Below are 26,884 nucleotides of genomic sequence, written 5' to 3' on the forward strand. Positions count from 1 at the left end.
TTGATGGGGTAAGGCTCCCTGTAGACGACAGGGTTGATAGGCCGGAGATGGAAGCCTAGTGATGGGTGGAGTTGACCGGTACTAATAGGCCGAGGGCTTGTCCATAGATGCTCGCGTCCACTGTGAATTCAATCATCAGCACTTGTTGTGCTTTCAAACTGAACAGTGTGCTTGTTCGCTTGGAGCACTTCTTCTAGTGTTTCGGTGGTCATGGCGGAGAGGAAACGCCCGGTTACATTCCGAACCCGGAAGCTAAGCTCTTCAGCGCCGATGGTACTGCATGGGGGACCGTGTGGGAGAGTAGGACACCGCCGGACAATCATTGATGGGACCTCTGGTTCCCCAGCGTAACTGGCTGGGGAACCAGAGGTCCTTTTTTTGTTTTTTATCGAGAAAGAAAAGAGGGGAGTCACGGCGATGTCCGACTCTTCCGATGACCGCTCCGGTGAATCCGGGGAGCGCCGTGACGAACGTCCGCGTTCCGGGTTCCGGCGCGATGGCGACCGGCCCCGGCAGGGCTGGCGTGAACGGGGCGGTGAACGGCGGGAGTTCCGTCGCGACGACCGCCCGCGTGACGACCGCCCCAGGGAGGACCGGCCCCGGCAGGACGGCCGGTCCGGGGGCTTCCGGCGCGACGACCGGCCGAGGCAGGGCGGCGACGGCCGCCGCGAGTTCCGTCGTGACGACCGGCCCCGGCAGGACGGGCGCGGGGGTGGCTTCCGGCGGGACGACCGTCCGCGTCACGGGGGCCAGGGCGGCGGCGAGCGGAGGGAGTTCCGTCGCGATGACCGCCCCAGGGACGACCGCCCCAGGCGGGACGACCGGCCCAGGGACGACCGGCCGAGGCGTGACGACCGGGACCGGGACCGTGGTTTCCGTCGCGATGACCGCGACCGGGACCGGGATCGGGGTTTCCGTCGCGATGACCGGGACCGGGGCTTCCGCAGGGACGACCGGCCGAGGCGGGACGATCGCGACCGGGGTTTTCGGCGCGATGACCGGCCCAGGGGTGACGACCGGGACCGTGGGTTCCGGCGTGACGACCGCCCCAGGGACGACCGCCCCAGGCGGGAGGACCGGGACCGTGGGGTGCGGCGGGACGATCGGCCGAGGCAGGGGGCCGGCGGTCGTGGCGGCGGCTACCGGCGGGATGACCGGGGGCGGCCGCCCGGGCGTGGCGGTGCCGGCGGTGGCGGGTTCCGGCGGGACGGGCGCGACCGGCGGGATGGTCGGGAGCGGTCGGAGCGTCCGCCGCAGCGGCGGCTGCCGATTCCCGACGAGGTGACGGGCGAGGAGATCGACCGTTCCGTGCGGCAGGAGCTGATGAGCCTGCCGAAGACGCTCGCCGAGGACGTGGCGAAGAACCTGGTGATGGTGGCCAGGCTGCTGGACGAGGACCCGGAGCGGGCCTACGAGTACTCCAAGGTCGCGCTGCGGCTGGCCTCGCGGGTCGGCGCGGTGCGGGAGGCGGCCGGGTTCGCCGCCTACGGGGTGGCCCGGTATGCCGAGGCGCTCAACGAGTTCCGGGCGGCGCGGCGGATGACGGGCTCGACGCATCTGTGGCCGATCATGGCCGACTGCGAGCGGGGCGTGGGCCGTCCCGAGCGGGCGCTGGCGATGGCCGGTGAGCCGGAGGTCAAGCAGCTGGACCGGGCCGGGCAGGTCGAGATGCGGCTGGTCGCGGCCGGCGCGCGGCGGGACCTGGGGCAGGCGGACGCCGCCGTGGTGACGCTCCAGAGTTCGGAGCTGGCGTCCACGGCGGTGCATCCCTGGACGGCCAGGCTGCGGTACGCCTACGCGGACGCGCTGCTGGCCGTGGGCCGGGAGTCGGAGGCGCGGGAGTGGTTCGCCAAGGCGCTGGAGGCTGACCAGGGCGGCACCACCAACGCCTCCGACCGGTTGGCCGAGTTGGACGGCATCGAGTTCGTCGACGCGCTGGACCCGGAGCTGGACGCTGAGGTGGATCAGGACCCGGAGGACTGAGCCTCGGCCGGGGCGGGGCGGTGGTCGGCCAGCGGGTTGTCGAGCTGGCCGACCAGGTGGGACTCGTCCTCGTCCGGCTCCTCGATGTTGACCATCTGCTGGTTGTTCTTCAGCTGGAGGCGGTTGAGGCAGACCCGGTGGAAGCCGGCGGCGAAGAGGTCGTAGCGCTGGAACTTCTCGGCGAGTTCGGGGACGCTCCGCTGGTAGTCGGCGACGGCCTCGGCCACGGTCCGCCAGAAGGTGTCCTCGTCGAGGAGGCCGTCGTTGACCAGGTGCCCGTTGAGGAAGCGGAAGAAGCAGTCGAAGACGTCGGTGAAGACCGTCAGCGGCCAGATGTCCTCCCTCGGAGTGGGGAAGCGGATGCGCTCGACGTCCTCGGGGAGTTCGGCGTCCTCGTTGAGGAGGGCGATCTCCTCGGCGAGGTCCTTCATCAGGATGCGGACCGGGACGCCGTTCTCCAGGACGAGGATGACGTTCTCGCCGTGCGGCATGAACATCAGGTCGTGGGCGTAGGCGCAGTGCACCACCGGTATGAGGTAGGCGTCGACATAGCGACGTAGCCACTGCTCGGCCGGGAGGCCGGACTCCCGGATCAAGCCGCCGACGAGGGAGGGGCCTTCGGGGTCGGCGTGCAGCAACGAGGCCATGGTGGCGAGGCGTTGACCGGGGGCCAGGGTGGGGACTGGGCTCTCGCGCCAGAGGGCGGCGAGCATCTTGAGGTAGGAGGAGCCCTTCTTCGCGGCCTCCTCGAAGTGGCGGTGGTGGTAGCCGATGGCGGCGCGTTCCCTGAGGATGCCGAAGCCGTAGCGGGCCAACACGTCGTCGTTGGCGAGGAGTTCGTACAGCCAGTCGTTGATGGCTGGGGTGACGCGCATGTAGCGGGCGGACAGGCCACGGACGAAGCCCATGTTGAGGACCGAGAGGGCGGTCTTCACATAGTGCTTCTCGGGGTGGTCCTGGTTGAAGAAGGTGCGGATGGACTGCTGTGCGCGGTAGCGGTCCTCGCTGGTGCCGAGGTAGACGAGGTGGCGCTGGGCGACCTCGGCGGCGAAGGTGACGGAGATCTTGTTCTGCCACTGCCAGGGGTGGGTGGGCAGCAGGTAGTAGTCGTCCGGGTTCAGGCCCTGGTCGGTGAGGCGCTGGGCGAGGGCGGCGCGTTCGGTCTCGCCGAGTTCGCCGGCGATCAGCTGCTCGTAGTCGAGGTCGGCGCAGGCGGTGAACGTGGCGCGGTCGCGGCGGGCGGCGAGCCAGGTGAGGTGGACGGGGGCGCCGGTCTCGGGGGCGTAGGCGTGGAACTCGGCGGAGTCGAAGCCGAGTCGGCCGTTGTTGGCGACGAAGCACGGGTGGCCCTCGAACATGCCGGCCTCGATGGTCTGGAAGTCGGCGGCGGCGAGTTCGGGGGCGCTGTGGGTGCGGTGGGCGAGCCGGTAGGCGGCGCTGGCCAGGGTGGAGCCGATCTCCTCCAGGTAGACGGGGAGGATCTCGTCGCTGAGGTTGAGCGAGGTGCGGAACTCCAGGACCAGGTCGAGCGCGTCGAGCGGGAGGGGCTCGCCGGCGCGTTCCCTGGTGAGGGTGGCGGGGTCGATCAGCCAGTGGTCCAGGGCGAGGTGGCGGGCCGCGAAGCGGTAGGCGGTGGCGCCGTCGTCGCTGTGGACGGCGTAGCGGCCGTCGGGCTGCTGTTTGGGCGTCAGCAGGCGCTCGTGGGAGAACTCGGCGATCGCCTTGCGGATGAGCAGCCGGTTGGCCTGGGCCCAGTGCCCGGGGTTGAGGTGGGCGACGGTGTCCTGGGTGGTGGAGGTGGGGGTCATCGGGCGGCTCCTGGGTGTCGCTGGCTGGTGGTCGCTCGGTACTGCTCGCGGGTGCAGAAGCTCAACAGGCCGGTCTTGTCGGGGAGTTCGACCGTTCTCTCGGGTAGGAAACCGACCGCCTCGTTGAGCCGGTGGACCGCGTGGTTGCCGGCGTCGGGCTCGACGACGACCCGGCGGTTGGCGGGGTCGGCGAAGAGCAGTTCCATGACGGTCTCGATGACGGCGAGCGTGAAGCCGTGGATCGGGGCGTCGGTGGGTGCGACGAGGAAGTGCATTCCGATGTCGCCCTCGCGCACCGGGTAGGTGGCGCCGACCGGGTCGCCCGCCGGGTCGTAGGTCTCCACCAGGAAGGCGGGCGCGTCCCGGTGGTGGCCGAGGTGGGCCGCGCGCCCGGGGTCGGCGTCGATGGTCTCGTACTCCTTGACCACGTCCCCGAGTTGGGCGTCGGTCATCATCCAGTAGACGGCCTTGGGGTGGGTGAGCCAGCGGTGCAACAGGGGGCAGTCGACGGCGGGGTCGACGGGCCGGAGGGTGAACGTTCCCAGCTCCGGGTGGCTTCGGGTGAAGGGCTGACCGCGCATGGAACTCCAAGTCGCAGGAGGGGGACTGGAGTGAGGTTAGCCTAGCCTAATTTTCGTCGGCAATCCGGCCTGGTCCGCGCCCCCGCGTCTGGCCTGGGAGTTCGTCGCTCAGGTCGCGCAGCACCAGCCCGCTCGCCGGCTTGGGCCCGAACGAGGTGGACTTCTGTGGCATCACCACGCCCGCCTCCGCCAGCTCCCGCACCGTGGACTCGGCCACCGGCCGCAGCAACACCGCGCTGCCGCCCAGCCGTTGGGCCTGGTCGAGGGCGCTGGGCGCGTCGTGCAGATAGCGGACGCCGAGGCCGTTCCCCGGGGCGCCGGCGCCGTGCGGGCCCGGCCGCCAGAGGTGGTCGAGGAGCGCGTGGTGCAGCACCGTGGCGTCCAACTCCCGCCAGCGCGCGGGGCGGTCGTATGGCACGGCGCGCGCCAGCAGCGCGGGCGCCGGGCGGTCGACGAGGTGGAACGTGTCACCGCCGGCCAGCAGCAGCGCCGGGCCCTCGGCGGCGGTCAGCCGTTCCAGCGCAGAGGTCAGGGTGTGGCCGGGCAGCGGCGTGGCGCGGAAGGCGCCGTCGAGCCGGGCCAGCGCGGCGGCTGGCGTCAGCCAGGGCAGCACCCGGTGGATGGCGCGCACCCGCAGCGGGTGGCGTTCGGTGTCCACCAGCAGCACCAGCGTGCGGTTCCAGGGCGGGGCGCCGCCGTGTTCGTCGTTGAGCCGCAGGGCGGTGGCCCAGCGGTGGTGCCCGTCGGCGATCAGCGCGCGGCGGTGCGCCAACTCCTCGTTGATGGCGGCCTGTTCGGCCGGGTCGTGGATCGCCCAGACGCGGTGGTGGACGCCGTTGGCCGTCGTGGTGGCCAGCAGCGGGAGGCGTTCCCCCGGCACCTGGGCGACGGCGGCGGCCGCCGCGCCCGCCGGGTCGCCACGGTAGGAGAGGAGCAGCGGTTCGAGGTTGGCCCGGGTGGCGCGCATGAGGGCGGCCCGTTCTTCGACGACCTCGGGCATCACGCCCTCGTGCGGCAGCACGACGCCCTCGGCGGGCGGGGTCAGGGCCAGCGCGCCCAGCAGGCCGCGTTGCAGAACGCCGTGGGCTGCGGTGCGCTGCTCGTAGACGTAGAGACCGGGCCGTGGATCGGCGGTCAGCACGCCGGTGGCGCGCCAGTGCCGCAGCCGGGCGGCGGCCGCCGCGTGGTCGGCGTCCTGCGGCAGGATCAGCCGGACCACGTTGTGGGGTTCGGCGGTCTCCAGCCGGTGCAGGCCGTCCGGCCTGACCACCACGTCGTACGGGGGTGAGGTGACGGCTGCCAGGTCGCGCACGCGCCGGGGTTGGTAGCGCACGGCGTGGAACGGGGCGAGGGTGAGACCCGCGACATGCATCCTGGCATCGTAGGCCGGGAGCGGGTGCGCGATGATGCGGTGCGATGGCTGACGCGACGAACCACCCCAGGACCTGCCCCGCCGGCTCCGCCGAGCCGCTGCACCGGGCCTACGACACCGCGCTGTTGGACCTCGACGGCGTCGTCTACGCGGGCGGCGCCGCCGTTCCGCACGCGGTCGCCTCGCTGGCGACCGCGCGGGACGCGGGGATGCGGCTGGCGTATGTGACCAACAACGCGGCCCGCACCCCGAAGACGGTCGCCGAGCACCTGACGGCGCTCGGCGTTCCGGCGGTGCCCGAGGAGGTGGTCACCTCGGCGCAGGCCGTGGCGCGGCTGATCGCGGAGGCCGTGCCGGCCGGCGCGCGGGTGCTCTGCGCGGGCGGTGAGGGCCTGCGGGTGGCGCTCGCCGAACGCGGCCTGACGCCCGTCGACTCCGCCGAGGACGACCCGGCGGCCGTCGTCCAGGGCTACGGCGGGCCCGACCTGCCGTGGGGCGTGCTCACGGAGGCGGCGCTCGCCGTGAACCGGGGCGTGCCGTGGTACGCGTCCAACACCGACCTGACCATCCCCAGCGGGCGCGGCATCGCGCCGGGGAACGGGGCGGCCGTCGAGGTGGTGCGGATCGCGACCGGCCATACGAAGGACCCGCTGGTGGCGGGGAAGCCGCTGCCGCCGATGCACCGCGAGACGATCCTGCGGACCGGCGCGAAACGGCCGCTGGTGGTCGGGGACCGGCTGGACACGGACATCGAGGGGGCGTGGGCTGGGGGCGTGGACTCGCTGCTGGTCTTCACCGGCGTCACGGACCCGGCGCTGCTGCTCGCGGCGGAGCCGCGACACCGGCCGACGTATGTGGCGGCGGACCTGCGGGGGCTGCTGACGCCGCAGGCGTCCGTCGCCCCGGAGGGGGCGGGGTTCCGGTGCGGTGGATGGCGGGCGGAGGTCGTTGACGGCCGGGCCCGCCTTGCGCCTGGCGGCGGGGCGTCGCCTGGCGGCGGGCCTCGGGACGGGGCGTCGCCTGGCGGCGAGCCCCGGGATGACGCGTCGCCTCGCGGCGGGCCCCAGGATGACGCCGGCCGGTTGGACGGCCTGCGGGCGCTGTGCGCGGCGGTCTGGTCCTCGCGCGAGCCGCTGCGCGCGGAGGCGTATGGCGCTGCGCTGGCTGAGCTGGGGTGGTGACGGGGCTTGGCTGGCTGGGGAGTTGGGGGCGGGGCTGGTTCTTGGGCGGTAGGTAAAGTTGAGTAAAGGGAGGGGGAACGGGGGATAGAACCGCAGGTCGCGAACTGTGCTCCCCGCCCGCGCGGGGATGGTCCCAGCACGGTCACGGTGCGGACGGCCACGGCTACGTGCTCCCCGCCCGCGCGGGGATGGTCCCACCCCCTCCATCGCCACGCCATCGCCTCTCTGGTGCTCCCCGCCCGCGCGGGGATGGTCCCGACTGGGCGTTGTGGGAGGAGTTCCACGGCTGGTGCTCCCCGCCCGCGCGGGGATGGTCCCTCGGCCGCCTACCAGCCGGCGGTGGACTTCGAGGTGCTCCCCGCCCGCGCGGGGATGGTCCCCATGTCGGCTCCCGAAGTCGCGGTTGCGTATGGTGCTCCCCGCCCGCGCGGGGATGGTCCTAAGGGCGTGGCGAAGTCGGCACACCAACAGGGCGTGCTCCCCGCCCGCGCGGGGATGGTCCCCAGTCGGCCAGGGGGTGGACCTCCAGGCCCAGGTGCTCCCCGCCCGCGCGGGGATGGTCCCGGCATCGACGTCGGGACGTTGCGCGGCGACCTGTGTTCCCCGCCCGCGCGGGGATGGTCCCGGTGGTCTGGGTGCCGGCGCCGATGATGAGGATGTGTTCCCCGCACGCGCGGGGATGGTCCCGACCTCAAGGCCCGCGCGAAGGCCCTCGCCGCGTGCTCCCCGCCCGCGCGGGGATGGTCCACGGCCGAACCGACGTGGTGCTGGAGGCGGGGGGCGCCCTCCGCAAGTGCCTGGGCGCCCCGAGCGGGGGCCGATTGGACTCGAATCGGCCCCCCGTTCGCTCCGCGCAGCGGGAACGAGCCCTGCCGCCCCGGCAGGGGTTCCCCCGCCGGCCCCCGGGGGCCGGCGGCGGGCCGGGTCGGCACCGCCCCCTGGGGCGGTGCCGTCCGGTGGGGCCGCTGCGGCCCGAGCAGATAGGTTCGGGGTATGGGTGCAGCGGAGTCCGAAGAGGCCGGGGCCGAAGTCGTCGACGACGGGCCGGAGCCGTTGGGGGTCGGGGTGGCGTCGACGGGGCACGGGCCCGTCGACGCCGTGTTGGCGCGGCTCGCCGACGTTGACCAACTCGGTGTCGGCGGGCATCTGGAGGTGTACGAGGATGTCCACGACGGCCTGCGGCGGACGCTGGCCGCGCTCGACGAGCAGCAGCAGCGACCACCCGGCCCGCCCGTGGAGCGGGCCCCTCACCCACCCAGGAGCTGAACGCCCCCGTGGCAGCGACACAGCGACGGCTCAGCCGGCTCGACGCGGAGCTGGTGCGCCGCAGGCTGGCGCGTTCCCGTGACCACGCGCGCGGCCTGATCGAGGCCGGGCGGGTCACCGTCAACGGCGCCACCGCCAGCAAGCCGGCGACGCAGGTCGCCACCAGCGCGGCGCTCGTCGTCCGGGAGGACGCCGACGACCCCGACTACGTCTCCAGGGGCGGCCACAAACTGGCCGGTGCGCTCGCCGCGTTCACGCCGCTCGGGCTGCGCGTCGAGGGTCGGCTGGCGTTGGACGCCGGCGCCTCGACCGGCGGCTTCACCGACGTGCTGCTGCGGGCCGGCGCGGCCGGGGTGATCGCCGTTGACGTCGGCTACGGCCAGCTCGCCTGGCGGCTGCGCGCCGACGAGCGGGTCACCGTCAAGGACCGGACCAACGTACGGGAGTTGACGCTGGAGGCGATCGGCGGCCGGCCGGTCGACCTGGTGGTGGGCGACCTGTCGTTCATCCCGCTGGGCCTGGTGCTGCCCGCGCTGCTGCGCTGCGCCGCGCCGGACGCCGACCTGGTGCTGATGGTCAAGCCGCAGTTCGAGGTGGGCCGGGAACGGCTGGGCAGCGGCGGCGTGGTGCGTTCGGCGACGTTGCGCGAGGAGGCGGTGCTGGGCGTCGGGCGGCGGGCGGCCGAGCTGGGGCTCGGCGCGCTGGGCGTGACCGCGAGCCCGCTTCCGGGGCCGTCGGGGAATGTTGAATACTTCCTGTGGCTGCGCGCCGGGGCCCCCGCGTTGGACCCGGATCAGGTGCGCCACGCCGTGACGGAAGGGCCCAAGTGACCAGCGAAGCCAAGCAGCGCACCGTGTTTCTGCTCGCCCACACCGGGCGCCCGGCCGCCGTGCGCAGCGCCGAGCGGGTGGTGGCCGGGCTGCTGGCGCACGGCCTCGGGGTGCGGGTGTTGGCCGAGGAGGCCGCCGACCTGCCGCTGCCCGAGGCGGTGGAGCGGGTCGCCAGGGCGGAGTGTGCGGGCGGCCGGGTGCTGGACGGCTGCGAGCTGCTGATCGTGTTGGGCGGGGACGGCACCCTGTTGCGCGGCGCGGAGTTCTCCCGCGCCTCGGGCGTGCCGATGCTCGGCGTCAACCTGGGCCGCATCGGCTTCCTCGCCGAGGCGGAGCGGGACGACCTGGAGCACCTCGTGGACCGGGTGGTGGCCCGCAGGTACGAGGTGGAGGAACGGATGACGCTGGACGTCACCGTGCTGAGCGACGGCCAGCTGCTCCACTCGGACTGGGCGCTCAACGAGGCCGCCGTCGAGAAGGCGGCCAGGGAACGCCTCCTTGAGCTGGTGATCGAGGTCGACGGCCGGCCGGTCTCGGGCTTCGGCGGGGACGGCGTGGTGTGCGCCACCCCGACGGGGTCGACGGCCTACGCGTTCTCGGCCGGCGGGCCCGTGGTGTGGCCGGAGGTGGAGGCGCTGCTGATGGTGCCGATCTCGGCGCACGCGCTGTTCGCGAAGCCGCTGGTCACCGCGCCGGACTCGATACTGGCCGTGGAGGTGGGCCAGCACACCGGGCCCGGCGTGCTGTGGTGCGACGGGCGGCGCAGCGTCGATCTGCCGGCCGGTTCGCGGATCGAGGTGCGGCGCGGCGCCGTTCCCGTTCGGCTGGCGCGGCTGCACCGGGCGCCGTTCACGGACCGGCTGGTGGCCAAGTTCGCGCTGCCGGTCGCCGGCTGGCGCGGGGCTCCGCACTGATGTTCGGGGCCCGTCGTCGCCACGGGGCCCGTTAACCTCGTATGGTCGTATCCGTGTTGGAGGAAATGCGGATCAAGAGCCTCGGCGTGATCGACGACGCCGTGGTCGAGCTGTCCTCCGGCTTCACCGCTGTGACGGGGGAGACCGGGGCCGGCAAGACCATGGTGGTCACGAGCCTCGGGCTGCTGCTCGGCGGGCGGGCCGACGCCGGCTATGTGCGGGTCGGCGCGCCGTCCGCCGTGGTGGAGGGCCGGCTGGCGCTGCCGCCGGACGCACCGGCCGCGCGCCGCGCCCAGGAGGCCGGCGCCGAACTCGACGAAGGGGCGCTGCTGATCAGCCGCACCGTCTCCGCCGAGGGGCGTTCCCGGGCGCACGTCGGGGGCCGTTCGGTGCCCAACGGGCTGCTCGCCGAGCTGGGCGAGGAGCTGGTCGCCGTGCACGGCCAGACCGACCAGCAGGGGCTGCTGCGCCCGGCGCGGCAGCGGGAGGCGTTGGACCGCTACGCCGGCGAGGCGGTCTCCGGGCCGCTCGCCGGGTACCAGGAGACCTACCACCGGCTGCGCGCCGTCGCCGGCGAGCTGGCCGAGATCACCACCCGCGCGAGGGAACGGGCCCAGGAGGCCGACCTGTTGCGGTTCGGCCTGGACGAGATCGCCGCCGCCGAGCCGCGCGCCGGGGAGGACGTCGAACTGGCGGCCGAGGCCGAACGGCTCGGCCATGTCGAGGCGTTGGCCTCCGCCGCCGCCCAGGCGCACGGCGCGCTCGCCGGCGACCCGGCCGACCCCGAGAGCGTGGACGCCGTCACCCTGGTCGGCGGGGCGCACCGCGCGCTGGAGTCGGTGCGGCAACACGACAAGGCGCTGGCCGAGTTGGCCGATCGGCTGGGCGAGGTCGGCATCCTGCTGGCCGACGCGGCCGGCGAACTGGCCGGCTACGCCGACGGCCTGGAGGCCGACCCGAGGCGGCTGGCCGCCGTCGAGGAGCGCCGCGCGCTGCTCGCCGGGCTGGTCCGCAAGTACGGCGAGGGCCCGGACGAGGGCCTCGCCGCCGTGTTGGAGTGGGCCGAACGCGGCGCCGCCCGGCTCGCCGAACTCGACGGCGACGACGACCGGATCGGCGAGCTGACGGCCGAACGCGACCGGCTGCGCGAGGAGTTGACCGATCTCGCCCTCACCTTGAGCGAGGCGCGGTCCCAGGCCGCCAAGCGGTTCGCCGACGCCGTCACCGAGGAGCTGGCCCAGCTCGCCATGCCGCACGCCCGGGTGCAGGTCGCCGTCCGGCAGACCGAGGCCGGCCCCTCCGACGCGGCCGACGACCTGATCGAACTCCACGGCCGCCCCGTCCACTTCGGCCCGCACGGCGCCGACGAGGTGGAGCTGCTGCTGGCCCCGCACCCCGGCGCCCCGCCGCGCCCCATCGCCAAGGGCGCCTCCGGGGGCGAGCTGTCCCGGGTGATGCTCGCCGTCGAGGTCGTCTTCGCCGACGCGGCGCCCGTGCCCACCTACCTCTTCGACGAGGTCGACGCCGGCGTGGGCGGCAAGGCCGCCGTCGAGGTCGGCCGGCGGCTGGCCAGGCTCGCCGACGCCGCGCAGGTCGTCGTCGTCACCCACCTGCCCCAGGTCGCCGCGTTCGCCGACCGCCACCTGGTGGTGGAGAAGACCCACGACGGAACGGTCACCAGCTCCGGCGTCCGCCTGGTGCACGGCGAGGGGCGGGTCCGTGAACTCTCCCGGATGCTCGCCGGCCAGGAGGACTCCGAACTCGCCCGTGCGCACGCCGAGGAGCTGTTGGCGACGGCGGCGGCGCAGCTGCGCGAGCGGGGGCGCTGACCGGCGCGCCACCGGGGGCCCGCTGCTGGGCCGTGCGGGTGGCCGGTGCTACCGCGATCCGGGGGCGGGCTGGCATCCTGGAGCCCGTTGCCACTCCCAGCGAACGGAAGGTTGCTGTGCGCGACGACGTACGCTGGGGTGTCGGCGGCCCGGCCGCCGGCGGCAGCGACGAGGCCCAGCGGCGTCGTCACCGCAGGTCCAGCCAACGAGAGGTCGCCGTGAGCAGCACGCCCCCCACCCCGCGCCGACGTGCGCCCCTGCACGTGGTGCAGCTCCTGGGTGGCGGCGGCGTGGGCACCGGGGCCCATGTCCGTTCCCTCTCCGCCGGGTTGGCCGCCCGGGGCCTGGCGGTCACCGTCGGCGCGGCCGGCTCCGCCGAGCGCCGCTACGGCTTCGCCTCGGCCGGCGCCCGCTTCGTTCCGCTGCCCGTGGACGCGACCCTCGCCGCCGTGCGGCTGCTGCGGCTGGCCTGCGCCGACGCCGACCTCGTGCACGCGCACGGCATACGCGCGGGACTGCTGGCCACCCTGGCCCTGCGCGGGCGCTCCGTTCCCCTCGTGGTCTCCTGGCACGCCCGCTCGACCGCGACCGGCCCCGCCGCCCAACTGCGGCCGCTCACCGAGCGGTTGGTGGCCAGGGCCGCGACCGTGGTGCTCGGCGCCACCTCCGACCTGGTGCAGCGGGCGCGCCAACGGGGCGCGCGCGACGCGCGGTTGGCGCCCGTCGCGCTGCCCGCGCCCCGCCGTTCCGCGCACGCCGACCGCATGGCCGAGGCGCACCGCACCAAGCTCCGCGCCGACCTCGGCGCCCTGGACCGCCCGCTGCTGGTGGCCGCCACCCGCCCCGCCCGCGACCCGGGCCGCGATCCCGGGCTCGACCTGCTGTTGAACGCCGCCCGCTACTGGCGCGACCGGGTCCCGCAGCCGCTGCTGGCGCTCGCCGCCGACGGGCGGGACCGCGCGCTGCTGCGCAGGATCGAACGCGGCCGGCTTCCGGTGCGGCTGCTGGCCCCCGGCGAGGACCCGGCCGAGCTGCTGCCGATCGCCGACCTGGCCCTGCTCGTCGCCCGCTGGGCTGGGCGGCCGCCGCTGGTGGACGAGGCGCTGCGGCGCGGCGTTCCGCTGGTGGCCACGGCCGTCGGTGGGGTGCCCGAAGTGGTCGGCGACGCCGGCGTGTTGGTGCCCTACGGCAAGCCGGCGGCGCTGGGCTCGGCGGTCAACGCGCTGTTGGACGACCCGGACCGGCGCGCGGCGCTGGCCGTCGCCGGGCCGGCGCAGGCGCGGCGGTGGCCGACCGAGGACACCACCGTGGCGCAGGTGTTGAGCGTCTACGATGAGCTGACCGCGAGTCGCTGAGCCCTGCCGGGGGCTTGGGCTGGGCGCGGGGCTCCCCGGCCCGGCGGCCGGGGTCGCGGAGTGGCCTCCGGCCGGGCCGCCGGTTGGTGGCCGGGGCCGCTGGTTGGTGGTTTCCGCCGAGGGCGGGAGACGAAGGGAACGGGGAGGTTGATGGGTATGGCCTGCCAGGCCGCGTCTCGCGCTGCCCACTTCCGGACCGCCGCCGCCGACTGACGTCGCGCAGGCCGACGTCGCGTCGCACGCCGCGCGGTCCGGGTTTCCTCGTTCCGACCTGGAGTTCCACCGTGACCAGATCCTTCCCCGAGCCGATCCCCGAGCCCCTTCCGAACGCTTCGGCCTCCCCGGCTTCCCCGGCTCCCGCGACCGGGGCCGAACTGTCCACCGAGCGCCTGCTGTTGCGCCCCTGGACCGACACCGAACTGGCCGCCGTCGGCGGCGACCTGCGGGCGCCGCACTGGGCGGACGACTTCCCCGCCGACGGCGACCGCGTCATCGCCGGTCTCCTGGCCGAACAGGCGCCGACGGTCGACCCGTTCGGCCACCGACAGATCGTCGAACGCACCACCGGTCTGGTCGTTGGCTCGATCGGCTTCGGCTGGCCGCCGATGGACGGCGCCGTCGAGTTCGGCTACGGCGTGGTGCCCTCGCGCCGGGGGCGCGGGGTCGCCACGGAGGCGGCCCGCGCGCTCGTCGCGTTCGCGCTGGCCGCGCCCGGGGTGCGGGAGGTGCGGGCGAGCGCGGAGTTGACCAACCCGGCGTCGCTGCGGGTCCTGCTCAAGGCGGGGCTGCGGCGCACGGGCGACGACGGGACCGTGGCCCACTTCTCGACGACGCGGCCGGCCCCCGGGATCGGCTAGCCGCCGACCACCGGGCTCCCCGGCGGGAGCCCCCGGCCCGGCGGCCGGGGGCTCCGGGCCCTTGCTTGACGACTGTCTCGGCCGCGCGCCCGTGGGGCTGGGCCGTCTCGTTCGGCTTCACGAGAGGTCCGAACGGGACACCCCGGTCTGCCGGGTGGACCGTGTGAGTCTGGGTCGTTGAACGATCTGTTCACTTCCAGACGGGCACCTAGAAAAAAGGTCCCCCCACCCCTGGCGCGCCCGCCTTCGGAAGTCGGCGGCGCGCGGACTACCAAGACGGCAGGCGATGTTCGCGCGGTAGCGTGGTCGTTGACCGGACATCTCACCCACCGCCGGCTGGTCAGAACAACCGGCACCGGCCCCGCGAGTCGTCCGACGATCGGTCACGTCCGAGACGGGCGACATGCCGGGGCAGGCCGGCGAAGCCGGTGCGCGCTACGCACGCCCCCAGCCGCCGGCCGGCCCTCGAACTCGGCGCGGTCCCTGCGCCCGTGGGGCACGGTCGCCATCACCCACAACGCCCGGCGGCAACGAACTCCACCTCCCGGAAGCCGCGCCCCCTTCCCAGCCAGCCTCCTGCCGGTATTCGTTACGCCCGCACCCGGCCGATCGTGCGCCATCTAGGCCCGGCGTCGTAGCCCGCGCCAGAGCCCCAACCCTCGCAACGAGCCTCGTTGACCAACAAACGACTAGTCGGGCTGCCCCGCACCGGCCACCGGCCCGCAGACAAACCCCGCCACCCACCACCCGCACCCACCCCAACAACCCCGCACGCCGTCACGCCGTCACCCCGTCACGCCGAGGCGCGCACCACCAGCTCCGTCGGAATGATGACCGAACGGGCCTTCGGCTCCGGCTCGTTGAGGTCCTCCAGCAGCATCCGCGCCATGATCTCGCCCATCCGCACGATGTCCTGCCGGACCGTGGTCAGCGGCGGGTCGGACCAGGCGGCGGGGTCCAGGTCGTCGTAGCCGACGACCGCCACGTCGTCGGGCACCCCGAGGCCCCGGGCGCGCAGCGTGCGCAGCGCCCCGGTGGCCATCAGGTCGTTGCCGGCGAAGACGGCGTCGGGCGCGGGGGAGCGGTCCAGCAGCTCGGCCATCGCGCGGGCGCCGCCGTCCACCGTGAAGTCGCCGTGCGCGTGGAGCGCCGGGTCCGGTTCGGGAACGTCCAACACGTCGCAGTAGCCGGCCAGTCGGTCCACGGCCGAGGTCTGGTCGAGCGGGCCCGTGATGACCGCGATCCTGCGGTGGCCGCGCTCCACCAGGTGGCGGACGGCCTGCCGGGCGCCGTCGCGGTTGTCGGTGTCCACATAGACCAGCGAGGCGTCGTCCTCCCACCCCGGCCACCAGGGGCGGCCGCCGAAGACGGTGGGCAGCCCGGAGGCGGCGGCGATGCCGCGCAGCGGGTCGTTGACGTGCAGGGAGAACATCAGCGTGCCGTCCACATGGCCGCCGGCCAGATAGCGCCCGACCCGCTGGTAGTCCGCCTCGTCCTCCACCAGCATCAGCAGCAGTTGCAGGTCGTTGGCCGACAACTCCCGGCTGATGCCCCGCAGTTGGCGGGCGAAGAACGGGTCGGCGAAGACCCGGGTCTCCGGCTCGGCGATCACCACGGCGACGGCCCCGGTGCGGCGGGTGACCAGGGAACGGGCCGCGCTGTTGGGCACGTAACCTAGTTCGGCGACCGAGCGCTTGACCTTCTCCCGAAGCTCCGGGCGGACCCCCGGCGTGCCGTTGACGACCCGCGAAACGGTCGCCCGGGAGACCCCGGCGTGGGCGGCCACGGCCTCCAGTGTGGGGTGGGCAGCGGACACCTTCACATCCTCTTGTCTCGTTGCCCCTTGACGGTACAGGCAAGCGGCGACAGTGTGCAGGGGCACGGCATGAGAGCGCTCTCACACTTGCTGGGACGCGAGGTGAGGGACGTTCAGCCGTCGTTCAGCCGCTTCGGACGCACCTCAGGGAGGCCCCTCGGGAGCACCTTCCGGAGGCGCCGAAGTGCCCACCCCCACAAGCGACATCCACAGCGACATCGACACGGAAAACATCCACACCGAAGCTCCACCCCACGGGAGTGAATTGTCATGAACAGGAGAAAGATGCGGCGCGGGCCGCTGGCGGCGCTGGTCGCCATGGGCGCCGCGCTCGCGGCGCTCGTCACCGTCTCCCTGCCCTCGGCCGGCGCGCAGGAGGCCGAGGCCGACCCCGCGCCCCTGGTCGAGGTCTTCCGCGCCGACTTCGACGGCCCGGCCGGCAGCCCGCCCGGCGCCGACTGGATCATCGACACCGGCACCGGCTACCCCGGCGGCCCGCCCAACTGGGGCACCGGCGAACGCCAGACCTACACCGACCGGCCCGAGAACATCAGCCTCGACGGCGAGGGCCATCTGAAGATCACCGCGCTGCGCGACGGCGACACCTGGACCTCGGGCCGGATCGAGACCCAGCGCACCGACTTCGCCGCCCCCGACGGCGGGGTGCTGCGCATCGAGGCCGGGCTCCAGCTCCCCAACGTCTCCGGCGAGGCGGCCCTCGGCTACTGGCCGGCGTTCTGGACCCTGGGCGGCGAGTACCGGGGCAACTACTGGAACTGGCCCGGCGTCGGCGAGTTCGACATCATGGAGAACGTCAACGGCGCCCCGCAGATCTGGGGCGTGCTGCACTGCGGCGTCAACCCGGGCGGCCCCTGCAACGAGACCCAGGGCCGGGGCGCGACCACGCCGTGCGACAGCTGCGGCACCCAGTTCCACACCTACGCACTGGAGTTGGACCGCACCGGCGAGACCGAGTACCTGCGCTGGTACCTCGACGGCAACGAGTACCACTCCGTCAGCTCCGCCGACATGGACGCGGCGACCTGGGCCGCCGCCACCGACCACGGCCACTTCGTGCTGCTCAACCTGGCCATGGGCGGCGCGTTCCCGGACGGGGTCGCCGGCCAGGCCACCCCGACCCCGGCGACCGAGCCGGGCCACTCCTATCTGATCGACTACGTCTCCGTCGAACAGACCGGCTGACAACGAACGCGGGGCCGTCCGTGTCACCGCCGGAACCGACAGCGGCGAACGGACGGTCCCGTCACCACACGTTGACCGCGACTTCCCGGGTGCCCGACCCGGTGCGTAGGGTGCGTTACCGACTCGTACGACGTGGTGAAATCGGGGGCGGCGACATGCCGGACGCGCGGCGACATCGGGCAGGCGTCGCGTCTGGCGGTGGCACCGCCGTCGCGCGGCGGATCGGGGTCAAAGGACCTGCTCGGCTTCGTCCATGACCTGACCGTGGCCTGGGGGCTCGAACGTGCCCTGGCGCCGGGCGGCTTGCGGGTTCGCAGCAGCGCGGTACGGGTGCGCCAGGACGACGACGCCGACCCGCAGGACTTTCTGAACAGCTTCTTCGCCGCCGACCTGGGCCGGGTGGCCGGCGTGCTCCGCTGGCGGCAGCCCGGCGCGGGACTGGCCGCCTACCTCACGCCGTCGGAGGAGGTGAACTCCGCCTGGCGGGTCGATCTGCGCGGCGAGCCGGCGGAGGTTCTGGATGCGGTGGTCCCGTCCGGTGCTCCGCTCGGCAGGTGGCCCGCCGAGCCGGCCCATCCGCTCGCCCTCATCGACTCTGGCACGGCAAGTACCGGATCAGGGATGAGGGGGCGCCGCCCCCACCGCCGGGACGGCCCAGGCCACGCCGTGACGCCTGGCTCGACAGCGAACGGGGCGTGGCCCACCTGATGCGGAAGTGGCGGGAGACTTCGCAGAGTGGCGTGTGGCGGCAGGCTACCGAGCGGTTCCGGAAGGCGCTCGACGATGTCGAGCGCCTGCGGGCCGACCGCGAGGCCGCCGCAGCCGCGCTGAGACAACGCCCGCAGGCCGAGAAGGCGTTGCACCGGGCGCGACGTGCCGTCGACGAGACCGCCAGGCGCGTGACGTCCGCACGCGACGCGCTCACGGGTGCGGAGACCGTCCTCGGTCGGGCGGAGGAGTGACTGCGACAGGCGCGACAGGACCGCCACGAGCACCACGCCGGACGCCCGGGACTCATCTGGCGCGCCGCGCGCACCGTGGTGGTCGGCGACCCGTTGCAAGTCGAGCCCATTGTCCTGCTGCCCTGGACCGCGCAGCGGGCCCTGGGCGACGAGTTCGGCGTGGCCCCGGAGTGGGCGCCCAGCCGCGCCTCGGTCCAGCGACTCGCCGATCGGACCAACCGCTACGGCACCTGGCTCCCGGCCGAACTGCCCGACGGGCAGGAGAAGGTGTGGGTCGGCAGCCCGCTGCGGGTCCACCGGCGTTGCGAGAACCCGATGTTCTCCGTGAGCAACACCATCGCCTATGACGGCCTCATGGTCCACGGCACGCCCGAGCGGGGCGAATACCGCTATCGGCCCCGGAGTTCCTGGGTGCATGTGACGGCGCGTGAGGCGGAGGGGCACTGGATTCCCGAGGAGGGCCGTGCGTTGGGGCGTGTCCTGGAGAGGTTCGTGGCGGCCGGCGTCGATCTCGACCGGGACGTGTATGTGATCAGTCCCTTCCGCGCCGTGGTCCGTGGTGCTCGGCGGATCTGCCGCGAGCTGATGGACGAGGCCCGCGTGGGCACCATCCACACCGCTCAGGGCAGGGAGGCGGACGTGGTGATCCTGGTGTTGGGCAGCGATCCTCGCGGTTCCGGCGCCCGCGCATAGGCGGCCTCACGGCCCAACCTGCTCAATGTCGCCGTCAGCCGGGCCAAACGCCGCCTGTTCGTCGTCGGCGACCGGGACGCCTGGCGCGAACAGCGCTACTTCGCCGACCTCGCCGAAGCCCTTCCCGCCTACCCCTGGCCGCCGTGACGACCATGTCCGGCCGCGTGCCGCCGAACCGGCGGCACGCGTACCCGCTCCCTCAGCCCCCGAACGCGCCCGAGGCCGTCAGCCGCAGCGCGGTGTCGATCAGCGGGACATGGCTGAACGCCTGCGGGAAGTTCCCCACCTGCCGCATCCGGCGCGGGTCCCACTCCTCGGCCAGCAGCCCGAGGTCGTTCCGCAGCGCCAGCAGCTTCTCGAAGAGCTTGCGGGCCTCGTCGACCCGGCCGATCATCGCCAGGTCGTCGGCCAGCCAGAACGAGCAGGCCAGGAACGCGCCCTCGTCCCCCTCCAGGCCGTCGACGCCCGCCTGGTCGCCGGCGGTCGGGTAGCGGAGGATGAACCCGTCCAGCGTGGACAGCTCCCGCTGGATCGCCTCGATGGTGCCTATCACCCGCTTGTCGTCCGGCGGCAGGAAGCCCATCTGCGGGATCAGCAGCAGCGAGGCGTCCAGCTCCCTGGAGCCGTAGGACTGGGTGAAGGTGTTGCGCTCCGCGTCATAGCCGTGCTCGCACACCGCCCGGTGGATCTCGTCCCGCAGGTCGCGCCAGCGCTCCAGCGGCCCGTCCACCTCGCCGGACTCGATCAGCTTGACGGTGCGGTCGACCGCGACCCAGGTCATCACCTTCGAGTGAACGAAGTGCCGGCGCGGCCCGCGCACCTCCCAGATGCCCTCGTCCGGCTCGTCCCAGTGGTCCTCCAGGTAGCTGATGAGCTTGAGCTGGAGCAGGTTGGCGTGGTCGTTGCGGGACAGCCCGGTCATGTGGGCCAGGTGCAGCGCCTCGGTGACCTCGCCGTAGACGTCGAGCTGGAGCTGTCCTGCCGCGCCGTTGCCGACCCGCACCGGCTGCGAGTTCTCGTAGCCGGGCAGCCAGCTCAACTCGGCCTCGGCCAGCTCACGTTCGCCGGCGATGCCGTACATGATCTGGAGGTTCTCCGGGTCGCCGGCGACCGCGCGCAGCAGCCACTCGCGCCACGCCCTGGCCTCCTCGTGGTAGCCGGTGCGCAGCAGCGAGGAGAGGGTCATGGCCGCGTCCCGCAGCCAGGTGAAGCGGTAGTCCCAGTTCCGCGAGCCGCCGATCTCCTCGGGCAGCGAGGTGGTGGGCGCGGCCACCACGGCACCGGTCGGGGCGTAGGTCAGCGCCTTGAGCGTGATCAACGAACGCACCACGGCCTCGCGGTAGGGCCCGTGGTAGGTGCACTGGGCGACCCAGTCGCTCCAGAACGTCTCGGTCGCGGCCAGCGCCTCCTCCGGCGTCGCGACCGGCGGCGGCTCCTTGTGCGAGGGCTGCCAGCTGATGGTGAACGCCACCCGGTCCCCGGCGGCGACCGTGAAGTCGGAGTAGGTCGTCAGGTCCTTGCCGTAGGTGTCGGCCGTGGTGTCCAGCCAGACCGAGTCGGGCCCGGAGACGGCGACCGTCCGGTCGTCCACCTTGTGCACCCAGGGCGTCACCCAGCCGTAGGAGAACCGCATCCGCAGCGAGGAGCGCATCGGCACCCGGCCGCTGACGCCCTCCACGATCCGCACCAGCTGGGGCGCCATCTCGCCGCGCGGCGGCATGAAGTCCGTCACGCGGACGGTGCCCCTGGGGGTGTCCCACTCGGACTCCAGGATCAGCGAGTCCCCCACATAGCGTCGGCGGTTGGCCGGCGGCGAGGGCATGTCCCTGCCGTGCGCCGGCCCGATCCGCCAGAAACCGTGCTCGTCGGTGCCCAGCAGCCCCGCGAAGACGGCATGGGAGTCGAACCGTGGCAGACACAGCCAGTCGGCGGTGCCGTCACGGCAGATGAGGGCGGCGGTCTGCATGTCGCCGACCAGTGCGTAGTCCTCGATGCGCCCGGCCACTTGCCACTCCAGTCGAACAGCGCCGCCCCCCGTGGGACGTGCGGAATTTCCTCGCCCATTCCGGCGTCCAGGCAGGATACGACGCGCGGGCAGCATCCGCTGGACACCTGGGGATACCGTTCGTAGGGCGAGGCACCCTTGTTCGCATTAGTCGGTAAATGTCGAAAGGCTGAGCTGGGGACCCCTTGGGCGCTTTGTGCCCCACCTTCGCTGTTACCCTGGTGGCCCGTGGACCGGAGGCACCGAAAACCTTCGAACACTCTCCGACGGCACCCCAGGCAACAGCCCGCCGGGGGCCGTCCGGCATCCGACCTCACGACCACGGGAGCCCCGATTTGGCCATGCCGCCCAGTTCCATGACGACCAAGACGACCAAGTTCATCTTCGTCACCGGCGGGGTCGCCTCCTCGCTGGGCAAGGGGCTCACCGCTTCCAGCCTCGGAGCCCTCCTCAAGGCGCGCGGCCTGCGCGTCACGATGCAGAAGCTGGACCCCTACCTCAACGTCGACCCGGGAACGATGAACCCGTTCCAGCACGGCGAGGTGTTCGTCACCAACGACGGCGCCGAGACCGACCTGGACATCGGGCACTACGAACGCTTCCTCGACGTCGACCTCGACGGCAGCGCCAACGTCACCACCGGGCAGATCTACTCCACCGTGATCGCCAAGGAGCGGCGCGGCGAGTACCTCGGCGACACGGTGCAGGTGATCCCGCACATCACCAACGAGATCAAGCACCGCATCCGGCGGATGGCGACCGACGACGTGGACGTGGTGATCACCGAGGTCGGCGGCACCGTCGGCGACATCGAGTCGCTGCCGTTCCTGGAGGCGGTCCGCCAGGTGCGGCACGAGGTCGGCCGGGACAACGTGTTCGTGGTGCACATCTCGCTGCTGCCGTACATCGGCCCCTCCGGCGAGCTGAAGACCAAGCCGACCCAGCACTCGGTCACCGCGCTGCGCAGCATCGGCATCCAGCCGGACGCCATCGTGCTGCGCGCCGACCGCGAGGTGCCGACCGCCATCAAGCGCAAGATCTCGCTGATGTGCGACGTCGAGGAGGCCGCCGTGGTGGCGGCGATCGACGCCAAGTCCATCTACGACATCCCGCCCGTGCTGCACGCCGGCGGCCTGGACGCCTATGTGGTGCGCCGCATGGACCTGCCGTTCCGGGACGTGGACTGGACCCAGTGGAACGACCTGCTGCGCCGCGTCCACCACCCCGAGCACGAGGTGACCGTCGCCCTGGTCGGCAAGTACATCGACCTGCCCGACGCCTACCTCTCGGTGACCGAGGCGCTGCGCGCCGGCGGCTTCGCCAACAACGCGCGGGTCACCATCAAGTGGGTCACCTCCGACGACTGCCGGGTGCCCGGCGGCGCCGAGCGGCAGCTGTCCGACTGCGACGCCATCTGCATCCCCGGCGGCTTCGGCGAGCGCGGCGTCGAGGGCAAGATCGCCGCTATCACCTACGCCCGCGAGCACCGGGTGCCGCTCCTCGGCCTCTGTCTCGGCCTCCAGTGCGTGGTGATCGAGGCGGCCCGCAGCCTGCTGGGCATCCCCGGGGCCAACTCGACGGAGTTCGACAAGGCCGTCGCGCACCCGGTGATCTCCACCATGGAGGAGCAGCTGGACATCGTCGCCGGCGAGGGCGACCTGGGCGGCACCATGCGGCTCGGCCTCTACCCGGCCAAGCTCGCCGAGGGCTCCATCGTCCGCGAGACCTACGGCGGCGAGCCCTACGTCGAGGAGCGCCACCGGCACCGGTACGAGGTGAACAACGCCTACCGCTCCGAGTTGGAGAAGAAGGCCGGCCTCGTCTTCTCCGGCACCTCCCCGGACAACAAGCTGGTCGAGTTCGTGGAGTACCCGCGCGAGGCGCACCCGTACCTGGTCGCCACCCAGGCCCACCCCGAGCTGCGCTCCCGACCCACCAGGCCGCACCCGCTCTTCGCCGGCCTGGTCGGCGCGGCGGTCCGGGCCAGGGTCGCGGCGGACGGCGCGGACGTGGCCTCGGCGGCCGGGGGAGACTGAGGGGCATGACCGAACAGTCCCCGGCGCCGCTCGTCGACTCCCCGACGCAGTGGCCCGTGACCGCGACCGACACCCCGTTCACCGGCAACAAGACCAGCGTCCGCACCGACGAGATCCAACTCCCCGACGGCAGCCGGGTGCACCGCGACTACCAGGTGCACCCCGGCTCCGTCGCCGTGCTCGCCCTCGACGAACGGGAGCGGGCCGTCGTGATCGAGCAGTACCGGCATCCGGTGCGGCACAAGCTCTGGGAGATCCCGGCGGGCCTGCTCGACGTCCCCGGCGAGAACCCGCTGCACGCCGCCCAGCGCGAGCTGTACGAGGAGGCGCACGTCAAGGCCGAGAACTGGCGGGTGTTGACCGACGTCTACACCACCCCGGGCGGCAGCGACGAGGCGGTGCGGGTCTTCCTCGCCAGGGAGCTGTCGGAGGCCGAGGGGGAGCGGTACGAGGTGTTCGCTGAGGAGGCGGACATGCGGATCGCCCGGGTGCCGGTGGCCGAGCTGGCGCGCGGCGTGCTCGCCGGCCGGCTGCACAACACCTGCCTCGCGTTGGGCGTCCTCGCCTACCAGGCGGCCCTCGCCGGCGAGGGCCCGGAGGCCCTGCGGCCGGCGGACGCACCGTGGCCGGCCCGGCCGTTCGCGAGCTGACGTGTCCTGACCCAGCGCCCCGGGGGCCTTGGCATACGCTCACCCCGTGACGGATGTGACGGAACAGACGGTCACCGACGGCGGGGACTTTCTCGGCCGCCGCCGCGAGCTGGCGAGCCTGCGCTCCGAGACGGAGCGCGCCGGCCTGGACACCCTGGCCGGCCGCCCGGCGCCCCGGGGCCGGGTGCTGCTCGTCGCCGGCCGCCCCGGCACCGGCAGGACCGCGCTGGCCGAGGCGTTCGCCGCCGAACTGGCCGCCTCGGGCGAGTACCCGGACGGGGTGCTCGGCGCGCGGCTGACCGAGCCGGGCGGCGAGCCCGTCGCCGTCGAACGCGTCGCCCGCGAACTGCTCGCCCAGCTCGGCGTCGCCGCCCCGGCCGGGGGCAGCGACGCCGAGCTGTCCGACCTGCTGACGGAGTCCCTCGACGGGCGGGCCGCCGTGCTCGTGCTGGACGACGTGGCCGACGCCGAGCAGCTCGCCGAGCTGGTGCCCGACCACCGCGCCTGCCTGGTGGTGGCCGTCGCCGGCGGGCCGCTCACCGGCGTCCCCGACGTCCGGCCCTGCGTGCTGGGCGGCCTCGACCGGCCCAGCGCCGTGCGGATGTTGGAGCGCGGCGCCGGCCCGGTGCGGGTCACCGTCGACCCGGGCGCCGCCGACAGCCTCGCCGAGATCTGCGCCGACCTGCCGGCCGCCCTCCGGCTCACGGCCGGCTGGCTCGCGTTCCACCCCGACCACACCCTGGTCGACGCGGTCCGCAGGATCGCCACCGCCGCCGACCACCTGCCGCTGCCCGACAGCCAGCCGCTCGACCCCGCCGACCTGCCGCTGCACCGCGCCTTCGGGCTGGTGCACGCGGCGCTGCCGACGCCGGCCGCCCGGCTGCTGCGGCTGCTGGCGCTGGCGCCCGAGGGCCTGGTCGACGACCATGTCGCCGCCGCCCTGGCCGGCGCCCCGATCGGCGTGGGCCGCGCCCTGCTCGCCGACTTCGCCGCCTTCGGCCTGCTCCACCCCGTTCCCACGTCCCCCGCGTCTCCCGCGCCCCGCACCGGGCCGCAGTACCGGGTGCCCGGCTGCCTGGCGCCGCTGCTGGCCGCGCTGCTGCGCGCCCACGAGCGCCCCGGGGAGGCGCTGTTGGCGCGGGCGCGGATGCTGGAGCGCACGGTGCGGCAGCTGCGCGCCTGCCTGGCCGCCACCGAGCCGCCCGGCTCGCCGGCCGCCCGCTGGCTCGCCGGGCTGCCCCGTTCCCTGCGCTTCGAGAGCGCCCGGGCCGCCGCCGACTGGCTGGCCGCCCGGCTGCCCGCGCTGCTGGCGGCGGCCCGACTGGCCGTCTCCGACGGGGAGTTGGACACCCTGGCCCGGCGGCTGGTCGCCGCGCTGACCCGGGCGCTGATCGCCCACCGGGGCGCCGACGACGCGGCGCCCGAGCTGTACCGGCTGCACGAGCTGGTGTTGGGCGTGGCCCAGCGCCAGGGCCTCACCAGGGAGCACGCGGCGGCGCTGCTCAACCTCGGCGACCTGGACGCGCGCACCGGCCGGCTCGCGGAGGCGCTGGCCCGCTACCGGGCCGCCCTGGAGGTCGCCCGCGCGGAGGGCGACGCGGCCGACCCGCTGGCCGTCGGCCGCACCCTGGAGTCCATCGGCGGCACCTACGCCGAGCTGAACGACTGGCAGCGCGCCGCCGACTGGTACGGCCGGGCCGTTGCCCTGGCCCAGACCCGGGACGACCTGGCCGCCGAGGCCAGGCTCCAGGGCCGGATCGGCGCGGTCCTCTCCTACGACGGGCAGTTGGAGGAGGCGCTGCGCGCGTGGCGGGCGGCGGCCTCGGCGCACCGCAGGCGCGGCGACGCGCACGCCTACGCCCGTTCGCTGACCGAGGCCGCGCGGGTGCTGGAGTACGCCGGTCAGTACGAGGAGTCCGAGCGCACCGGCCGGGAGGCGCTGCGGCTGGCGGCCGGCACCGGAGACCAGCGGCTCCAGGCCGCGCTGCGGCTGCGGCTGGCGGACGCGGCCGACCGGCTGGGCCGCGCGGAGACCGCCGCCGTGCACCGCGCGGTCGCCGAGCAGCTGCTCGCCGACACCCGTCCGGCCGAGCCGCCACGAGGCGGGGAACCGGATGATTCCTCTGTCCCTACAGAGGGAAACACTTGTGAAACGCAGCCGAAGCCTCGCCATGATTGACTGAAAGCAAGGCTGGACAACGTTCTCTCCTTACTTAAAATGGCGGTAGCACCCCCTTCGCGACACAAGGACCGTGATCGACATGAAGGTTGGCATCCCCCGCGAGGTCAAGAACAACGAGTTCCGCGTGGCCATCACCCCGGCCGGAGTGCACGAGCTCGTCAGCGGCGGCCACCGGGTCTTCCTGGAGAGCGGCGCCGGCCTCGGCTCCGCCATCCCCGACGACGAGTACCTCGCGGCCGGCGCCACCGTGCTGCCCGAGGCCGACCAGGTCTGGGCCGAGGCCGACCTGCTGCTGAAGGTCAAGGAGCCCGTCGCCGAGGAGTACCACCGGCTCCGCAAGGACCTGACGCTCTTCACCTACCTCCACCTCGCCGCCTCCCGCGCCTGCACCGAGGCGCTGCTGGCCGCCGGGACCACCGCCATCGCCTACGAGACCGTCGAGGCGCGGGGCGCCCTGCCGCTGCTCGCCCCGATGTCCGAGGTCGCCGGGCGGCTGGCGCCCCAGGTCGGCGCCTACCACCTGATGCGCCCCTCCGGCGGCCGGGGCGTGCTGCCCGGCGGCGTGCCCGGCAGCCCTGCCGGGCACGCCGTGGTGATCGGCGCCGGCGTCGCGGGATGGAACGCCACCCAGATCGCGGTCGGGCTCGGCTTCCAGGTCACCGTCCTCGACAAGGACACCGACAAGCTCCGCGCCATGGACCGCGCGTTCGGCACCCGGGTGCGCACCGTCACCTCCACCGCGTTCGCCCTGGAGCGCGAGGTGCTCGCCGCCGACCTGGTGATCGGCGCCGTGCTGGTGCCGGGCGCCCGCGCGCCCAAGCTGGTCAGCGGCGAGCTGGTCTCCCGGATGCGGCCGGGAAGTGTCCTTGTCGACATCGCGATCGACCAGGGCGGATGCTTCGCCGACTCCCGCCCCACCACCCACGCCGAGCCGACGTTCCCCGTGCACGACGCGCTCTTCTACTGCGTGGCCAACATGCCCGGCGCCGTGCCCAGTACCTCAACGCACGCGCTGACCAACGCGACCCTGCCGTACGTTCTCCAACTCGCCACCGACGGTTGGCGTTCCGCGCTGCGCGCCAGCCCGGGGCTGGCCGCCGGGCTCGCCACCCACGAGGGCCAGGTGGTGCACCAACCGGTCGCCGAGGCTCACCAACTGCCCTTCACCGCACCGTCCGAGGTGCTCGCCTGAGCCCAACGCCCCGCCGGCGCCGGCCGGCGGGTCAACTCCCCGCGTCAACATCGGGAATGTCACACCGGTCCGTTCGACGACCGTGTCGATTCAGCCACTCGGGCGCTTGTCGCCGGCGCCCGACACACCCTCAACTCCGCGCTCACGTCGCGGTTTAGGGCCCTCGGCG

21 protein-coding genes, 2 rRNA genes and 1 CRISPR repeat array are annotated in these 26,884 nt (G+C 73.7%); of the genes, 18 read left to right on the forward strand and 5 right to left on the reverse strand.

Annotation, left to right across the window (positions count from 1 at the left end; translation table 11 throughout):
• From FH609_RS30245 to FH609_RS32025, 3 genes are all read left to right on the forward strand, one after another.
• Positions 1-105: ribosomal RNA gene (locus FH609_RS30245) — 23S ribosomal RNA — on the forward strand; the annotation flags it as partial.
• A 95-nt stretch (positions 106-200) separates the two neighbouring features.
• A 5S ribosomal RNA gene (gene rrf, locus FH609_RS30250) occupies positions 201-317 on the forward strand.
• 946 nt (positions 318-1,263) lie between these two features.
• Complete coding sequence (locus tag FH609_RS32025) at positions 1,264-1,983, forward strand: hypothetical protein (RefSeq protein WP_319789631.1); 720 nt, start codon at positions 1,264-1,266, stop codon at positions 1,981-1,983.
• Here the strand turns inward: FH609_RS32025 and FH609_RS30260 are convergent.
• The 3 genes from FH609_RS30260 to FH609_RS30270 are packed head-to-tail and all read right to left on the reverse strand — an operon-like array spanning position 1,965 to position 5,744.
• On the reverse strand, positions 1,965-3,791 hold the full coding sequence (locus FH609_RS30260) for an IucA/IucC family protein (RefSeq protein WP_139675454.1): 1,827 nt from the start codon (positions 3,789-3,791) through the stop codon (positions 1,965-1,967). The two genes, FH609_RS32025 and FH609_RS30260, sit on opposite strands and share 19 nt — an antisense overlap.
• Complete coding sequence (locus FH609_RS30265; RefSeq protein ID WP_139675451.1) at positions 3,788-4,372, reverse strand: GNAT family N-acetyltransferase; 585 nt, start codon at positions 4,370-4,372, stop codon at positions 3,788-3,790. Before FH609_RS30265 ends, FH609_RS30260 begins: the two co-directional genes overlap by 4 nt.
• A gap of 46 nt (positions 4,373-4,418) precedes the next feature.
• The gene (locus tag FH609_RS30270) at positions 4,419-5,744 is read right to left on the reverse strand and encodes a DUF1015 family protein (protein ID WP_139675449.1); all 1,326 of its coding nucleotides are present in this window, start codon (positions 5,742-5,744) and stop codon (positions 4,419-4,421) included.
• Between the two features lie 44 nt (positions 5,745-5,788).
• On the opposite strand from FH609_RS30270, the gene FH609_RS30275 reads away from it, so the two are divergent.
• The 7 genes from FH609_RS30275 to FH609_RS30305 all read left to right on the forward strand — a co-directional run bounded on the left by FH609_RS30275 (position 5,789) and on the right by FH609_RS30305 (position 13,976).
• The gene (locus tag FH609_RS30275; protein WP_226962062.1) at positions 5,789-6,925 is read left to right on the forward strand and encodes an HAD hydrolase-like protein; all 1,137 of its coding nucleotides are present in this window, start codon (positions 5,789-5,791) and stop codon (positions 6,923-6,925) included.
• 106 nt (positions 6,926-7,031) lie between these two features.
• Positions 7,032-7,673: a CRISPR direct-repeat array (repeat unit 29 nt; unit sequence GTGCTCCCCGCCCGCGCGGGGATGGTCCC).
• 245 nt (positions 7,674-7,918) lie between these two features.
• Complete coding sequence (locus FH609_RS30280; protein ID WP_139675447.1) at positions 7,919-8,191, forward strand: hypothetical protein; 273 nt, start codon at positions 7,919-7,921, stop codon at positions 8,189-8,191.
• A gap of 8 nt (positions 8,192-8,199) precedes the next feature.
• A complete protein-coding gene (locus FH609_RS30285) occupies positions 8,200-9,021 on the forward strand; it encodes a TlyA family RNA methyltransferase (protein ID WP_122184438.1) in 822 nt (273 codons plus the stop codon).
• Positions 9,018-9,935 (forward strand): NAD kinase, encoded by a 918-nt coding sequence (locus FH609_RS30290; protein ID WP_226962063.1) that lies wholly within the window; start codon positions 9,018-9,020, stop codon positions 9,933-9,935. The genes FH609_RS30285 and FH609_RS30290 overlap by 4 nt, the downstream gene beginning before the upstream one ends.
• 41 nt (positions 9,936-9,976) lie before the next feature.
• A complete protein-coding gene (gene recN, locus FH609_RS30295) occupies positions 9,977-11,764 on the forward strand; it encodes a DNA repair protein RecN (RefSeq protein WP_139675445.1) in 1,788 nt (595 codons plus the stop codon).
• Between the two features lie 218 nt (positions 11,765-11,982).
• Positions 11,983-13,119, forward strand: a complete 1,137-nt coding sequence (locus tag FH609_RS30300; RefSeq protein WP_139675443.1) for a glycosyltransferase family 4 protein — start codon at positions 11,983-11,985, stop codon at positions 13,117-13,119.
• A 284-nt stretch (positions 13,120-13,403) separates the two neighbouring features.
• Positions 13,404-13,976, forward strand: coding sequence for a GNAT family N-acetyltransferase (locus FH609_RS30305; RefSeq protein WP_319789630.1), 573 nt, complete (start codon positions 13,404-13,406; stop codon positions 13,974-13,976).
• Between the two features lie 793 nt (positions 13,977-14,769).
• Here the strand turns inward: FH609_RS30305 and FH609_RS30310 are convergent.
• Positions 14,770-15,792 (reverse strand): LacI family DNA-binding transcriptional regulator, encoded by a 1,023-nt coding sequence (locus FH609_RS30310; protein ID WP_139675441.1) that lies wholly within the window; start codon positions 15,790-15,792, stop codon positions 14,770-14,772.
• 270 nt (positions 15,793-16,062) lie between these two features.
• Between FH609_RS30310 and FH609_RS30315 the strand changes: the two genes are divergently transcribed.
• The 4 genes from FH609_RS30315 (at position 16,063) to FH609_RS30330 (ending at position 18,650) form a co-directional block, all read left to right on the forward strand.
• A complete protein-coding gene (locus tag FH609_RS30315; RefSeq protein WP_139675439.1) occupies positions 16,063-16,995 on the forward strand; it encodes a glycoside hydrolase family 16 protein in 933 nt (310 codons plus the stop codon).
• Between the two features lie 132 nt (positions 16,996-17,127).
• The gene (locus FH609_RS30320) at positions 17,128-17,703 is read left to right on the forward strand and encodes a hypothetical protein (protein ID WP_139675437.1); all 576 of its coding nucleotides are present in this window, start codon (positions 17,128-17,130) and stop codon (positions 17,701-17,703) included.
• A gap of 32 nt (positions 17,704-17,735) precedes the next feature.
• Positions 17,736-17,957: a hypothetical protein gene (locus tag FH609_RS30325; protein WP_139675435.1), complete on the forward strand. Its 222-nt coding sequence runs from the start codon at positions 17,736-17,738 to the stop codon at positions 17,955-17,957.
• A 93-nt stretch (positions 17,958-18,050) separates the two neighbouring features.
• Positions 18,051-18,650 carry an AAA domain-containing protein gene (locus tag FH609_RS30330; RefSeq protein ID WP_139675433.1) on the forward strand — a complete coding sequence of 200 codons (600 nt, stop codon included), beginning with the start codon at positions 18,051-18,053 and terminating at the stop codon, positions 18,648-18,650.
• A gap of 199 nt (positions 18,651-18,849) precedes the next feature.
• On the opposite strand, the gene FH609_RS30335 is transcribed toward FH609_RS30330, so the two are convergent.
• Positions 18,850-20,655 (reverse strand): glycoside hydrolase family 15 protein, encoded by a 1,806-nt coding sequence (locus FH609_RS30335; RefSeq protein ID WP_139675431.1) that lies wholly within the window; start codon positions 20,653-20,655, stop codon positions 18,850-18,852.
• Between the two features lie 341 nt (positions 20,656-20,996).
• On the opposite strand from FH609_RS30335, the gene FH609_RS30340 reads away from it, so the two are divergent.
• The 4 genes from FH609_RS30340 (at position 20,997) to ald (ending at position 26,715) form a co-directional block, all read left to right on the forward strand.
• Entirely contained in the window at positions 20,997-22,691 is a 1,695-nt protein-coding gene (locus tag FH609_RS30340) for a CTP synthase (protein WP_139675429.1), read from the forward strand.
• A 5-nt stretch (positions 22,692-22,696) separates the two neighbouring features.
• Positions 22,697-23,341, forward strand: coding sequence for an NUDIX domain-containing protein (locus FH609_RS30345; RefSeq protein WP_139675427.1), 645 nt, complete (start codon positions 22,697-22,699; stop codon positions 23,339-23,341).
• Positions 23,342-23,396: 55 nt separating this feature from the next.
• On the forward strand, positions 23,397-25,520 hold the full coding sequence (locus tag FH609_RS30350; RefSeq protein WP_405379187.1) for a tetratricopeptide repeat protein: 2,124 nt from the start codon (positions 23,397-23,399) through the stop codon (positions 25,518-25,520).
• Positions 25,521-25,602: 82 nt separating this feature from the next.
• Entirely contained in the window at positions 25,603-26,715 is a 1,113-nt protein-coding gene (gene ald / locus FH609_RS30355) for an alanine dehydrogenase (protein WP_139675424.1), read from the forward strand.
• The last annotated feature ends 169 nt before the right edge of the window (positions 26,716-26,884 follow it).

Origin of the sequence: Streptomyces sp. 3MP-14, assembly GCF_006334905.2 — a bacterium.
Classification (GTDB): Bacteria; Actinomycetota; Actinomycetes; order Streptomycetales; family Streptomycetaceae; genus Streptomyces; species Streptomyces triticirhizae.

Coding starts and splice junctions, on each gene's coding strand:
- FH609_RS30275 (WP_226962062.1), top strand. CDS start 5,789: ATGGCTGACGCGACGAACCACCCCAGGACCTGCCCCGCCGGCTCCGCC.
- FH609_RS30270 (WP_139675449.1), bottom strand. CDS start 5,744: ATGCATGTCGCGGGTCTCACCCTCGCCCCGTTCCACGCCGTGCGCTAC.
- FH609_RS30315 (WP_139675439.1), top strand. CDS start 16,063: ATGAACAGGAGAAAGATGCGGCGCGGGCCGCTGGCGGCGCTGGTCGCC.
- FH609_RS30265 (WP_139675451.1), bottom strand. CDS start 4,372: ATGCGCGGTCAGCCCTTCACCCGAAGCCACCCGGAGCTGGGAACGTTC.
- recN (WP_139675445.1), top strand. CDS start 9,977: ATGGTCGTATCCGTGTTGGAGGAAATGCGGATCAAGAGCCTCGGCGTG.
- FH609_RS30260 (WP_139675454.1), bottom strand. CDS start 3,791: ATGACCCCCACCTCCACCACCCAGGACACCGTCGCCCACCTCAACCCC.
- FH609_RS30345 (WP_139675427.1), top strand. CDS start 22,697: ATGACCGAACAGTCCCCGGCGCCGCTCGTCGACTCCCCGACGCAGTGG.
- ald (WP_139675424.1), top strand. CDS start 25,603: ATGAAGGTTGGCATCCCCCGCGAGGTCAAGAACAACGAGTTCCGCGTG.
- FH609_RS30340 (WP_139675429.1), top strand. CDS start 20,997: ATGCCGCCCAGTTCCATGACGACCAAGACGACCAAGTTCATCTTCGTC.
- FH609_RS30280 (WP_139675447.1), top strand. CDS start 7,919: ATGGGTGCAGCGGAGTCCGAAGAGGCCGGGGCCGAAGTCGTCGACGAC.